Source organism: Dysgonomonas sp. UBA7710, assembly GCF_002482385.1.
Lineage (GTDB): Bacteria > Bacteroidota > Bacteroidia > Bacteroidales > Dysgonomonadaceae > Dysgonomonas.
In genome coordinates, this window is record NZ_DLFW01000023.1 from 104,545 (window position 1) to 117,967 (window position 13,423).

Sequence of the window (13,423 nt, forward strand, 5' to 3'; positions counted from 1 at the left end):
AGTGTCAGTGCCTTGTATTTAATCCATTGGATTCTGTTTTAATTTTCCGTTAGCTTTCACCACTTCGTCCGGATTGTATGGGAATACAATATCGGTGGAAGGATTGAACGTTCTCGCGCTCCATACTTCTATGACTGTATACGGGGAGTCGGGCTTGCTTCTGTCGGCATGTTTCCGTCCTCGTTTTGGCGCATTTAGCTTGTCCCATTCTTTCCAACGTTTCAGGTCCATAAAACGATCCGTGAATTCCCCTGCCAGTTCACAGCGGCGTTCATGTTTCAGGTCAGCTAATGTGGCATTTGTATATACGTCTCCCAGGCCAGCCCGGCTTGTCAATCTGTTTAGTTCTTTAGCAGCATCCGTACCTTTACCTTGCATAATCAAGGCTTCGGCTTTGAATAATACCATCTCGGCATGCCGTATGATAGGGAGATCCAAATCTGTGGTTGGACGGTCGCCGTTTGTGGATACTGTAGTTGCTTCACCCGAACCTTTACTGTTTACTGCCCCGTATGAGAAAGGCTCCATATATTTAGCCAGCATAAAGCCACATTCGAGGTCTGCTGTGGAATAGAATTTTCTTTTTTCACCGAAAAAGGTAAATTCGTCATTGTATTCCAGTATTGTAACAGCTCTTCTTTTATCGTTAGGGGCAAATTCTTCATACAGACCAAGGGTAGGTTTGAAATAACCCCAGCCGTTGTAACGTCCCCATGCTTTATTTTCAAGTACTACACCCGGAAATATAGAGCCGGCGTAATTGTATCCTGATGAATTTACAGACCAGATATATTCGGAAGACCAGTTGTTCGCTATTTTAAATACGTCTTCGTAATTACCTAACAGAGCTCTCTTTCCTTCTGTTTCTATTTTATCAACCAACGGCGGTATCAAAGCCCATTTCGATTCATCGTATTGTGCCCAGTATGCATATGTCTTAACCATAAGTGCCCAAGCCGCTGCTTTATGTGCACGACCTTTATCGGTGTCATTATATGTTTCGAAGAAAGGGAGTAGTCCGGCTGCACTTTCCAGGTCTTTGACGATGAGATCATAGTTTTCCATCACAGTTGCCCGTTGAACAGGAATAGAGTAGATAAATTCTTCATAAGTTTTGTAAGAAGTATCCTCATATTTGTCGAACGGTACACCCTGATCGGCACGTCCGTGGCGATATGCAATGTAGAAATGACAGAATGCCCGCATAAAGTATGCCTCACCTAACCTGATCTTTTCAACATCTGTAAGGTTATCTTTTCGTACCAGATTGAATACAACCCAGTTGGCACGGGAAAGATACTGTGTGAATGTTTCCCAGTTTTCTCTCAGGGAGGATTCGCGTCCGGTAAAGGTAAAATTGGCCAGGTTATTCTGGTCGGTACCTCTGTTTCTTCCGTAAATCATATCGTCGCCGCCTCCGGCTTGCTCCCAAAACAGGTTGCGTCCGAAAGTTTCTTCGCGGTTTAGTATCCAGTAACATGCATCGATTGCATTCGTTGCATCTTTCTCATTTTTGAAAAAGTTACCCACGCTTGGCTCTCTTTCTGCTGTGACATCCAGGAAGTCACTACAAGAGATAAATCCTACCGATAAGAATAGTATTATTAAAGATTTATAGAATTTCATATATTCAAATTTTTAGGATATTAATAAGTTAATTTTACACCTACGGAGAATACGCGGGGAACAGGATATTTACCTCCGTCCAGACCTTTTCCTCCTACTTCCGGATTTATACCCGAATAGTTAGTGAATGTATGTACATTGTCTACACTGGCAGATACTGAAAGTGAACTTTTTCTTTCATCCAGCCGTGGAGAAATACTGCGGAATATTTTATCGAAGTTATAAGATACCGTAATATTTTTTATCCGCATATAAGATGCATCCTCAATATAGAAATCCGAGATATTAGAGAAGTTACCGTTGTCGTCTGATGATGTTAATCTTGGAACTTCATTGCTGTTAGGCCATGCTTTTAATATATCGGTAGACCTGTTGAAGTTTACCATCGATTCGTTCAGTGTAACATATTTCATGGCATTGAAAGCTTTCAAACCACCTACTCCTTGCAGCATAATGCTGGCACTGAGATTTTTCCACGTAAGTCCGGCTGTGAGGGCATATGTGATTTTAGGTGTATAGCTGCCAACATACTCTCTGTCATCATCATTGATAACTCCATCGCCATTTGTGTCTACAAATTTTATATCTCCTGCCTTAGCCTTAGCTTGCATGCGTTTTCCATCTTTATTGACATAGGCTTCTGCTTCTGCGTCTGACTGGAACAGGCCATCTGTTTTATATACCCAGAATGAGTAAAGAGGGTCGTTTTCTCGTGTGCGGAACGGATTTAGCCCGCGGAATTCATCATTTTCTATCCATACCGGTTTTTTACCCGTTTGCGGATCTGCCGGGCCTATATCTGATACCCAGTTTTTCAATGTTGCAAAATTGGCATTGATGTAATATTTTACATCGCCCACTTTGTCATTCCATCCTGCCGAGAATTCCCAGCCTCTGTTTTTTACTTCTCCCTGATTGATGTACATCGGTTCAGGTCCGATATATGAAGGCCATCCTGTATCTTGTCGTTTTATTAAATCTTTAGTCGTTTTATTGAAGAAGTCGACAGATAGGTTAAGCCTGTTTTTTAATAATTCCAGATCGATACCGAAATCCAACTGTTCCGAAGTTTCCCATGTCAGATATCTGTTGAAGGCTTCTCCGTTGTATACCATTGATGGAACCAGCGGTGTATTGGAGCCTACTTGTCCGCCCACATCATTAGAACTTTCAACTACAAATGTAGGGTCACCATAGTGGAATGGTACAGAGCCGATATTACCGATACGCCCCCAACTTGCCCGTAATTTTATCAGATTGAAAATGTCCGATTTAGGCATATACGGTTCGGAGGTAAGCTTCCATGCAGCTGTAACCGCAGGAAAATCTCCATGTTTTTTGTCTTTAGGCAAACGTCCGGCGTTGTCGCGGCGTAGAGATGCTGTTGCAAAATAGCGGTCGTTGAAACTGTAAGATGCACGTCCTACAACAGAAACATTGTTGTCAGGTTCGGTATATGCATCACCTACAAATACTTTCTGGCTGTCGCCCCAGTTCAAATATTGGAATGCTGTGGTTTCGTTATTGAAGCCTTGCGCACTCACATTAAAGTCTCTGCGACGTTGCTGGTTAGCAGTGGTAGAAAGCATAGCTCCAATATTATGTCCGCCTACCGATTTGCTGTAATTCAATGTGTTTTCTACTTCCCATCTGTAATAACGATAGGTTTCATAATCCAGACGATTGGTCATATTCGGTTTGCCCGGCTCAGGTCTCATCGGATTGAAATTCTTATAGAAATAATTGGTTAGACGATAAGTCAGACGTCCGGTATACTTTAGTCCGGGAGTGAAAATATCATCTATATCAAGGAAGGTCGATGAAGATATCGTAGTCGGCCTGCTGTAAGTATTGTTCGATTCCAAAGTACGCAGAGGATTGACAACATCTCCGTGAATATCTGCAAAGTTACTTCCATATTGGGCAATATATGCCGGATCTTTAGGCGCTGTACCTCCAAATGTTCCATCGGAATAATATGCTTCGGCATTGCGGGGCATCATCAGTGCCGAAAGGATGACACCAGTATATCCGCTATCAGTATTGGTTCCCCTGCTTCTTAGGTTTTCCCAATAAAAATCTTCTCTGATCTTGATGTTATTACTGATCTTGAAGAATGCATTATAACGCATTGTAATATTTTTGTTATATGTATTCAGCAATACTCCCTGATCGTCGTTATATTGCAATGATAATCTGTTGGCAAAATCCTCTGTACCTCCACTTATAACGAAGCTGTGCCTTTGAGATAGTGAATTTCTGAATATTTCATCTATCCAATCGGTGCGGGTTTGGGCTATATAGGGGTTTTTAACGGGATCCCATCCGTCCGGCAGGCTGTTTCCTGTTGCTGCAAGAGCTTGTTTTCTCACTTCTCTCTGCTGCTCGATGGTCAGAGACTGCGGCAGATTGGTCGCCTGACTGATACTGTATGTGCCTTCATAAGATATTCTGGGTCTTCCGGCTACAGCTTGTTTGGTTGTAACGAGTATAACCCCCGCCGAACCGGAATAGGCACCATAAATAGCAGCCGATGCTGCATCTTTCAACACTACCATCGATTCTATATCGTTAAAGTTTACCGGAGCTCCGGGAACACCATCTACTACCCATAGAGGGGATTCCCCGGACCGGGATCCTTTCCCCCGGATAACAACACTTGAAGCCACAGTCGGGTCACCTCCATTTTTGGAGACGGTAACACCCGGAATCTGACCTTGTAGCAAATCCTCGGCTTTTGATACCGGACGGTTTTTAAGTTGGTCTATATTTTCCAGTGTACCTATGGATGCGGACAGGTCAGCTTTACGTGCAGCCATACCGAAACCTAATATAACTACTTCATCCAGTATCTTGGTATCCTCTTTTAATACGATATTGACAGAGGTCTGATTGGTGATCCGGATTGTTTGTGTTACAAAACCGACATATCTTATTTCTATCGTTGCATCTTCCGGTACATTGATGCTGAACTTACCTTCCAGGTCTGTTGTAGTACCGTTTGTGGTTCCTTTAACCAATATGCTTACTCCGGGTAGTTCCAGACCAGCTTCGTCTTTAATAACACCGGTCAGCCTTTTAATATTGCCATCTTGTTGGGCAGCGTTTGAGAACTGTGCCGTTAAGCTTTTGTCAGACAATACAATTTGCTTGTTGTCTTTTATGTAATAAGTGATATTTGTATTTGAAAAAAGCTTGTCTAATGTATTTTCTATAGAAGAATTAGAGACTTGTATATTTACATTATTATTCAACTCGGATAATTCGTTGTTGTAAAAGAAGCTATATCCTTCGGCTTTCTCTATTTGCTGGATAACCTGCCGGATTCTCTGGTTCTTGACATTTAAAGTGATTTGAGCGGAAATTGTTCCGCTGAAAAATAGCATTAAATAAATTAAGGTAATGCGAAGTGCAAATTTTTTGAATTTTTTCATGTGTTTTTGTGTTTGAAATCTGCATAATGTATGAACTTCAGGCATTCAAATCTGGCCACAATATACCTTCCTGATTTCTATTTCTGATATCAGATTTAAGGTGTAAGGGTTGTGTTTTGAATGTGTTTTGGTGTCCGGATTTATTCCAAACGTTTCTTTCTAGGTTTTCTTCATAATCAATTAAAGTTTAAGGTTTCTCGACTTTTTTACTCTCGCTTATTTCGACAGTATTGTTATATATCTTGTATTGTATCGGAGCAGTCAGGCTTATGATTTCAAAAACATTTCCCAGACTGTTATTCTTTATTACTCCGGAGAATCTGTAGTGTTTCGCTGATTCTGATGTAAATACAATATCAATATTATATATACGGGATAATATTGTACCGATTTCTTCCAGGGACTCACCATAAAAAGCCAATTCATTATTTCTCCAGATCGCTACATTCGCAACATCGTATGTGTCTGTCATAGTGAATGCCTTATCTTCCTTATTATAAGTAAGGCGTTCATTCGGATTGAGAAGCATATCTTTTTTGTTATCGCTTACTTTCAACTTACCCTCTACTAATGTAACAATAACCGTTTTATCTGTTTGGTATGATTTTATATTAAAACTTGTGCCTAATGCTTCTACATCTATATTATTGGCTGTAACTATGAATCTTTTCTCTTTATCTTTAGCTACTTCGAAATACGCTTCGCCTTCTAATATGATTTTCCTGTCATTTGTATTATAGGCATTATCATATTTGATTCTGGAATCAGAGTTCAGCCAAACTGATGTGCCATCAGGTAATAACAGGTTTGCTTTTTGTCCTTTATCTACAGAAACTATAAACTCTTTCATAGAGTGCAGGCTCATCCGGGTTATATAGTACGAGCCCAGTCCGACGATTATTAATAAACAGGCTATGGCAGCATACTGCCTGATAAGAAGCCATTTATTTTGCTTGTCCGTTTTGACAGATGAGGACAGAAGTTCAGAATCATTAATCCTCGTTTGCAGTTCTTCAAACATTCGTATCTGAATATCTTCGTCCAGATCATCTGAAACATTTTCCCATTGTCGTAAATAGGCTGAAAATATCTCTTCTTTTGTTCCCGGTGATTTAAACCATTCCAGCAACGACTGTTCTTCTTCGATGGAGGTTTTACCCCTCATAAAAGAATCTAGTAATTCTATGTAATTTCTTTTTTCCATCTATTCAATTTTATATATCTGTATCTATCCCTAATCCCTTACAGGCGGAATAAATAAATTCTTTATTTTAACATTAATTAAATGTTTTGGGCTAAAAATAATAATGCAAGGAGGGTGAATTGTCCTTTCATCTTTTCTTTGAGAAACAGTAATGAACGGTAAATTTGAGTTTCCACCGTTTTTTCGGAAATAGCCAATTTAGACGCTATTTCTTTATTTGTCAATCCTTCTTTGCGGCTAAGAATAAAAATCTCTCTGCGGGAGGGGGGAAGTTGGTCTATAATGTTGTTTATGTAAGATTCGAAAAAGGCTGCGTCAAGTTTTTCTTCGGTTTCGTGGTCTGTATCATTGTTGTTTGTTTGGGATACTGCCAGGAATTTGCTCATTTGCAGTAAGCGTTCGGTTTCTTTATAAACCAGGTTGCGGGCTATTGTGTACAGATAAGATACAAAACCTTTATCAGGATCTATTTCTTTGTGCAACTCCCATATTTTCAGAAAGCATGTTTGAGTTATATCTTCTGCAAGAGATTTGTCATATAAGATTGAATATACGAAATTGTATAGTTTAGGATTATATTTCCAATATAACAGTTCAAAAGCTGCTTTTTGTCCATCTTTCAGTCGAAGCAGTGTTGTTTTATCTATATCGTTTTTAGGACTACTCATTGGCCTCTTGATAATATAATGCAATGTTAGTAATTTTTTAAGATACGAGCATTGAAATTGAATAGAAAAAGGTTTTTCTGATTTCATATTTTAAGATGAAGTTGTGCTGTATATGGCTTGTATACTTAATTTTAGTATATTCTGTAATAATTTGTCAATTTTACACTTAGTTTTAACTAAATTGTCCTTGTTTATGTTGCAAATGCTGTTTATTTTTGTGTCGGGTAAGCCTTGAATGTTCATAAAATAATATAGAAAACCCTTTTACATCTTTCCAACGTGGAATTATGGCAGTGAAGACAAGATTTTAGACAAACTATTTGTAAGTACATGGAAATGTCCGGCAAGATAATCGCCGGACATATGTATTTTATAATTATAATCTGACTTTTAATCCAAATTATACAATGTGTGAAGCCTTACTTTAGAACTGTCATTAGCTGATAGTTTATCATCGCCTATTTTCTCAAACAAGATCATGAAGTGTGGAGACACTATATAATATTGAGTTATTAACAGCTGGTGTATATTTGTCTGAAAGCACAATAATGGGTTATGCCACAAGATTTGTTTATCTTTTTTTCCGTATGTGCTAATTCTGATAATTTACTGTGATTTATTATCTTTTAACATGAAAAATAGTGTTTTTGATTTTGTGATTTTTAATTTTGCACAATATAATTGTGTGATGTATATGTCAGAGGATTTGAAATTAAATAATCAGTTGTGCTTTCCGATATATGCTTTGTCCAGGCAGATAACAGCACTCTATCGTCCTTATCTGGAAGAATTAGGGCTCACTTATCCTCAATACCTCGTATTAATGGTGTTATGGGAGCGGGGATCGGCAACCGTAAAGCAATTAGGGGAGCTTTTGTGGCTCGATAGCGGTACGCTCACACCATTACTGAAGCGAATGGAAGCGAATAAACTTCTTAGCAGAGTGCGTTCAAGAGAAGATGAGAGGATAGTGGACATAATAATCACAGATAAGGGGAAAGAATTGGAAAAGCGGGCCGAGTTGATCCCCCCTGCAATGAAAAAGCAGTTAAAGCTAACAGAAGAGCAACTTATACAGTTGCGTAATCAGTTGAATAAGATATTATTGATAACATGTAGTGAGAAATAAGCATATTTTTTAACATAATAACAACAATGAGTTTATTAGATACATTTAAATGGCGTTATGCCACAAAGAAGTTTGACCCTGCTAAGAAGGTAGATCAGAAACTTGTAAACGAAATCGTCGAAGCTGCCTGGCTTGCACCCACATCGTCAGGCCTGCAGCCTTTTCAGGTAATAGAGATAACCAATCAGGAATTGAAAGAGAAGATAGTTCCCATTGCCTATAACCAGCAACAGGTTGCCGATGCTTCTCATGTACTTGTTTTCGCAGCTTGGGATAATTACACATCTCAGCGTATAGATAATATATACAGGCATACTACAGAGGGGAGAGGGCAAGAGCCCGACCGGTATAACGATTACACAGACAGACTGAAGAAAGCATATCTGAACCGTCCGTCTGAAGTGAATTTCGAGCATGCAGCGCGCCAGTCTTATATAGCCTTTGGTTTTGCTATTGCAATGGCTGCCGAACTGAATGTGGATTCAACTCCGATGGAAGGGTTTGATAATGATGCATTGGATAACCTTCTAGGGTTGAAAGAGTTAGGGTTGAGGAGTGTAACGGTATTGCCGTTGGGTTATCGTGACGAAGTAAATGACTGGCTGGTGAACATGAAGAAGGTTCGTCATCCGAAAAATGAATTTCTTATTGAACTAAAATAATAATTTCGAGGTTTATATTATAATAACGCGTCGAAGATCAGAATACTAACTTATATAAATTAAAAATTATGGCAACAGTTACATTTAAAAATGACATCACAGTAAACACCAGCGGGCAATTGCCGGCAGTAGGTTCAGTAGCACCGGAATTTGCACTTGTAAAGAACGACCTTTCAGAAGTGTCGTTGAAAGACCTTAAAGGTAAAACAGTAATATTAAATATCTTCCCAAGTCTTGATACAGGTACATGTGCTGCTTCGGTTCGCAGATTCAATAAAGAGGCGGCTGCACTTCCTGATACTGTAATCCTTGCGGTTTCTGCTGACCTTCCGTTTGCTGCAGGTCGTTTTTGCTCGGCAGAAGGCATTGACAATGTAGTTCCGGCTTCTGTATTCAGGAATGCGTCTTTTGCTAAAGATTATGGGATATTGATGCTTGATGGTCCGTTGAAAGGCTTATTGGCCAGGTCGGTTGTTGTCATCGATGCTAATGGCAAAGTCGTATATACAGAACTGGTTCCTGAAATTACAAACGAACCAAATTATCAGCCGGCTTTAGCTGCTGCTAAGTAATAAGTAAAACCGGATAATATCACAGGGCTTTTATTTCCATGATAAAAGCCCTGTTCTGTTAATTTTCAGCATGGATATTAAGAATTGGGTAATATCTACATAGCGAGGATTAAAATTAGATTATCTTTGTCCTGAGAATATAGGTTTATAACCTTAAAAACAGATTGATGTGAAAAGATTATTCCGTATAATATATAGTAAACAGTTCGTAATTGGTATAGGAATTATAGGCTTTGCCCTGCTTTTAAACCGTTATTCCCTTTTGTTCGACTTTTTCTTTGGGCTGCTTTTGTCGGCAGGAACCATTCTTGTATTGGCCGGCTTGCTATCTAAGTTCCGGGTGATGGATAAATTAAAAGTGATTAAAGGAAAGTATCTGAGCCGATTCGCCCGGTAAGCTATGAAAATAAAACCTCCGATATATTACGGAGGTTTCTGAATATTAGCCAAAGTTTGTTTAGAGTCAGAAAATCTGATTATTAATCAGGACTTTACAAGTCTATTGTTGATAGTTTGAGGCACAAGATATAAAACTTTCTTAATATCTGCAATATAATAGGATAATTTATACATTTTTAAGTAGTTAGAAGCAAAGATTCTTTTGGATAGCGCTAATATATTTCAAATAAACGTGTCCTGGCCAATAAACAAGCGCCTATTACCCCTGCCTTATCTTTCAGTTTTGATATCGCAATCGTTGAATCTTTATTCACCAGATTAAGCGAATATTTGCGGATCGCTGTTTTTACGGGTTGCATAATATAGTCCTCGGTCATAGATACCGTTCCCCCTATAATGACCATTTCGGGATTAAAGACATTGATAAGCCCGGCAATCTGTTCTCCAAGTTTTTGTCCGATCTCTTCCACCAGGTCTATACAAAGTACATCTTCTTTATTTACGGCGGCAATGATTTCGTCTAATGTCACGGACTCATCTTTCAATATTTTTTTCGATAATAAGGAGGAGGCACCGTCATGAACCAGTTCGAAAAGGCGCCGGTGCATTGCCAGTCCCGAGGCTTCGGTTTCCAGACAACCTTTTTTACCGCAATGGCATAGTATTTCATTGTCGTATATTTTCATATGGCCAAATTCTCCTGCAAATCCCGATTTTCCGGTATATACTTTCCCGTCTATAATGATTCCTATGGCCAGTCCCCAACTTATATTTACGAATATGATGTTTTTTTCGCTGTTTACGCAGCCCGACAAATATTCCCCATAGGTCATGGCCCGGGTGTCATTGTCGATAGTAACCTTGTAACCGTTCAATTTTTCACTAAGAATCTCAGCCAATGGTCTTTCTTCAAAATAGAAAATACTGTAGCTATATCCGGATTCAGGGTTTACCCGCCCCGATATATTCACATTTACATTCAGTATTTTATTCTTATCTACAGTCTGTTTATCAATGAATGCAAGGATTAATTCGCACAACTTGTTCATTGCTTCAGGGGTATTCTGCATCTGATAAGGAATGCCCATCGTCAGGTCTACCATGTCTCCCTTAAAATTAATCAGCCCGATATTTATGGCCGACTGTTTCATGTCAACGCCTATAAAATAGCCGGATTCGGGATTTAGTCCGTATAGGTTAGGGTATCGTCCTCCTGTTGTTTCCAGTTTACCGTAATCGTTTATATATCCATCTTCGCACATTTCACTGATAAACTTAGTCACGGTAGGTATGCTTAAATCCAGTTCTTTCGACAACTCGGTGATGGTTGAACTTCCATTTTGGATATAATAATTAATAATATTCTTCTTGATTAAGGCGCTTTTAGTGCCTCGTTCAATTTCTTGGAGCAGTTGTATATTCATGTTTCCTGATTTATTGATGTTTTCCTTTCAAATAAAATTTGAACGTTAATACAAATATAAATAAAAAATATTATTAAATATCCTGAAGCTTGTGCTTATTATTAAAAAGGTATATGTGTTTATTAAATATTTATGCCTCTAAATTTTATATTAGTAAATGAAATGGTCTTTTATCATAAATAATAGGCTGTTTAATGTTATTCTTCGAATAGATGTAATATTTGCATTCATTAACTATATATAGTTAAAAAGTAACGGAAATCAATTAATAATTTGTTTGTCATGATGAGTGGAGCGAAGTATCTTGCCAGTTAATAGTCGATAATCAACAATATTCTCTCGCAGAGACGCTAAGGCGTGAGTCTAACCCATCACCATATTTACGTTTATTAACTATGTTTGGTTAAAACCTGACACATCTGACAGTTTTTTCATTGTTTTCATCTTGTTGTTTTCACATTCGTTAACTATATATGGTTAAAAAGTAACAAAGGTAACAGTATTTTCAGTTATCAGTCAACAGTTAACAACTTGTATCTCGTGTCTTGTCTACTCGTATCTCATATAACTTTCAACTTAATACTTACTACTTACTAAAAGTAACACATGTACTATGCAAATGTAACACCTTTTGCATATTTCTCTCTGGCTACTTTTTCTAAATTTTACAATGTGTCAAAGAACTCTTCTCTTTATCATATTCGGTTCGATGTATTATTGTATAGATAAAATAAATGGATAATAGTTATGCGAATCAGTAGTTTAATACAAAAAATATCTTTCACCTTAGCGTCTTTACAAGAGATTTTCCACTCTATTTATATAATTTATTAAAAGTTTCAATATATTGTTAAATTTATTTCGAACTATTTTTTTTATCTGCTAAAGAATCTTTATTAATAAATATTTTTTTTAATTGTATAGCATTACATTTAATTTTAATGTTAAAAATGAACTTATATAATTAATTATTTTATTAAATCCTTTGTTCATAAAAAATATTTTATCATATTTGCTGTAGAAATACATGCTTAACGTAGCTCCTTAATAAACCTGACGCTCTGATACACGGATTATATATTTGATAACTAGTATATTATTGTAAAAAGAGAAGATTGATTGTTTTATCTTATTATCATAATATAGCATACGGCCGGAATAAATTGTAATTGTAAGTAAATAATAACCAAATACTATATGGAAACAAATAATCGCAGGGATTTCCTCAAAAAAGCGGCAATAGCCGGAGCTTCAGTTGCAGCGATACCTGCTGTGGCGGCTTGCGGAGGAAAAACTTCGGATAACAGCAAAACCTTAAAAGCGGACGATTCTATTCAGAGTAGTCTGATAGTACCAAAAGCGAACGCACTACATATTTCGGGTACGTTTCTGGATGAAATATCACACGATATACCCCATCAGAATTGGGGAGAAAGAGAGTGGGATCTCGATTTTCGTCATATGAAGAATATAGGGATCGATACAGTCATAATGATTCGTTCGGGATACCGTAAGTTTATTACATACCCTTCCGGATATTTATTGAAAAAAGGCTGTTACATGCCTTCTGTCGATCTGGTTGATATGTACTTGCGCCTCGCTCAGAAATATAACATGAAGTTTTATTTCGGGCTTTATGATTCCGGAGAATATTGGGATACGGGTGATCTGTCTTCCGAAATAGAGCATAATAAATATGTAATAGACGAAGTGTGGAAGAAATACGGAGAAAAATATAAAAGTTTCGGCGGATGGTATATAAGCGGAGAGATCAGCAGGAAAACCAAAGGTGCGATAAATGCTTTTTATTCGATGGGAAAACAGTGTAAGGATGTATCCGGCGGATTACCCACATTTATATCACCCTGGATCGATGGTAAAAAGGCAGTAATGGCGGCATCGGGTCAGCTATCGAAAACAGAATCGGTTTCTGTTCTGGAACACGAAAAAGAATGGGGTGAAATATTTGATGGTATAAAAGGTGCGGTTGACGCATGTGCCTTTCAGGATGGGCATATAGATTATGACGAACTCGACGCTTTCTTCGAAGTGAATAAAAAACTGGCCGATAAATATGGTTTGCAATGCTGGACAAATGCAGAGACTTTCGACCGTGATATGCCTATAAAATTTCTCCCTATCAAATTCGACAAACTGCGTATGAAACTCGAAGCTGCTAAACGTGCAGGATATGATAAGGCCATTACATTTGAGTTTTCACATTTTATGAGTCCTCAGTCAGCCTATCTGCAAGCAGGGCATTTGTATGACAGGTATAAAGAATATTTTGAAATAAAATAACAGG

General features: G+C 38.0%; 10 protein-coding genes. 5 read left to right on the forward strand and 5 right to left on the reverse strand.

All coding sequences use genetic code 11. The annotated features are described in order from the left end of the window. Nucleotides 1-18 precede the first annotated feature (18 nt). From B3317_RS07625 to B3317_RS07640, 4 genes are all read right to left on the reverse strand, one after another. A complete protein-coding gene (locus B3317_RS07625) occupies nt 19-1,626 on the reverse strand; it encodes a RagB/SusD family nutrient uptake outer membrane protein (RefSeq protein WP_291110285.1) in 1,608 nt (535 codons plus the stop codon). A 20-nt stretch (nt 1,627-1,646) separates the two neighbouring features. Continuing rightward, nucleotides 1,647-5,060, reverse strand: coding sequence for a TonB-dependent receptor (locus B3317_RS07630; RefSeq protein ID WP_291110287.1), 3,414 nt, complete (start codon nt 5,058-5,060; stop codon nt 1,647-1,649). 187 nt (nt 5,061-5,247) lie between these two features. Next, nucleotides 5,248-6,264 (reverse strand): FecR family protein, encoded by a 1,017-nt coding sequence (locus B3317_RS07635; RefSeq protein ID WP_291110289.1) that lies wholly within the window; start codon nt 6,262-6,264, stop codon nt 5,248-5,250. A gap of 77 nt (nt 6,265-6,341) precedes the next feature. Next, complete coding sequence (locus tag B3317_RS07640; RefSeq protein ID WP_291110291.1) at nt 6,342-6,932, reverse strand: RNA polymerase sigma factor; 591 nt, start codon at nt 6,930-6,932, stop codon at nt 6,342-6,344. 694 nt (nt 6,933-7,626) lie between these two features. Between B3317_RS07640 and B3317_RS07645 the strand changes: the two genes are divergently transcribed. The 4 genes from B3317_RS07645 (at nt 7,627) to B3317_RS07660 (ending at nt 9,692) form a co-directional block, all read left to right on the forward strand. Next, nucleotides 7,627-8,061, forward strand: a complete 435-nt coding sequence (locus B3317_RS07645; protein WP_291110293.1) for a MarR family winged helix-turn-helix transcriptional regulator — start codon at nt 7,627-7,629, stop codon at nt 8,059-8,061. Nucleotides 8,062-8,087: 26 nt separating this feature from the next. Beyond that, nucleotides 8,088-8,723 (forward strand): NAD(P)H-dependent oxidoreductase, encoded by a 636-nt coding sequence (locus B3317_RS07650; RefSeq protein WP_291110295.1) that lies wholly within the window; start codon nt 8,088-8,090, stop codon nt 8,721-8,723. 68 nt (nt 8,724-8,791) lie between these two features. Further along, nucleotides 8,792-9,295 (forward strand): thiol peroxidase, encoded by a 504-nt coding sequence (gene tpx / locus B3317_RS07655; protein WP_291110297.1) that lies wholly within the window; start codon nt 8,792-8,794, stop codon nt 9,293-9,295. A 169-nt stretch (nt 9,296-9,464) separates the two neighbouring features. After that, nucleotides 9,465-9,692 (forward strand): hypothetical protein, encoded by a 228-nt coding sequence (locus B3317_RS07660; protein WP_291110299.1) that lies wholly within the window; start codon nt 9,465-9,467, stop codon nt 9,690-9,692. A 214-nt stretch (nt 9,693-9,906) separates the two neighbouring features. On the opposite strand, the gene B3317_RS07665 is transcribed toward B3317_RS07660, so the two are convergent. Beyond that, nucleotides 9,907-11,118, reverse strand: coding sequence for an ROK family transcriptional regulator (locus tag B3317_RS07665; RefSeq protein WP_291110301.1), 1,212 nt, complete (start codon nt 11,116-11,118; stop codon nt 9,907-9,909). Nucleotides 11,119-12,315: 1,197 nt separating this feature from the next. On the opposite strand from B3317_RS07665, the gene B3317_RS07670 reads away from it, so the two are divergent. After that, a complete protein-coding gene (locus B3317_RS07670) occupies nt 12,316-13,419 on the forward strand; it encodes a DUF4434 domain-containing protein (RefSeq protein WP_291110303.1) in 1,104 nt (367 codons plus the stop codon). Nucleotides 13,420-13,423: the final 4 nt, after the last annotated feature.

Excerpts from the sequence above, each read along its gene's own strand:
- B3317_RS07625 (WP_291110285.1), bottom strand. The coding sequence starts at position 1,626 with ATGAAATTCTATAAATCTTTAATAATACTATTCTTATCGGTAGGATTT.
- B3317_RS07630 (WP_291110287.1), bottom strand. The coding sequence starts at position 5,060 with ATGAAAAAATTCAAAAAATTTGCACTTCGCATTACCTTAATTTATTTA.
- B3317_RS07635 (WP_291110289.1), bottom strand. The coding sequence starts at position 6,264 with ATGGAAAAAAGAAATTACATAGAATTACTAGATTCTTTTATGAGGGGT.
- B3317_RS07640 (WP_291110291.1), bottom strand. The coding sequence starts at position 6,932 with ATGAGTAGTCCTAAAAACGATATAGATAAAACAACACTGCTTCGACTG.
- B3317_RS07645 (WP_291110293.1), top strand. The coding sequence starts at position 7,627 with ATGTCAGAGGATTTGAAATTAAATAATCAGTTGTGCTTTCCGATATAT.
- B3317_RS07650 (WP_291110295.1), top strand. The coding sequence starts at position 8,088 with ATGAGTTTATTAGATACATTTAAATGGCGTTATGCCACAAAGAAGTTT.
- tpx (WP_291110297.1), top strand. The coding sequence starts at position 8,792 with ATGGCAACAGTTACATTTAAAAATGACATCACAGTAAACACCAGCGGG.
- B3317_RS07665 (WP_291110301.1), bottom strand. The coding sequence starts at position 11,118 with ATGAATATACAACTGCTCCAAGAAATTGAACGAGGCACTAAAAGCGCC.
- B3317_RS07670 (WP_291110303.1), top strand. The coding sequence starts at position 12,316 with ATGGAAACAAATAATCGCAGGGATTTCCTCAAAAAAGCGGCAATAGCC.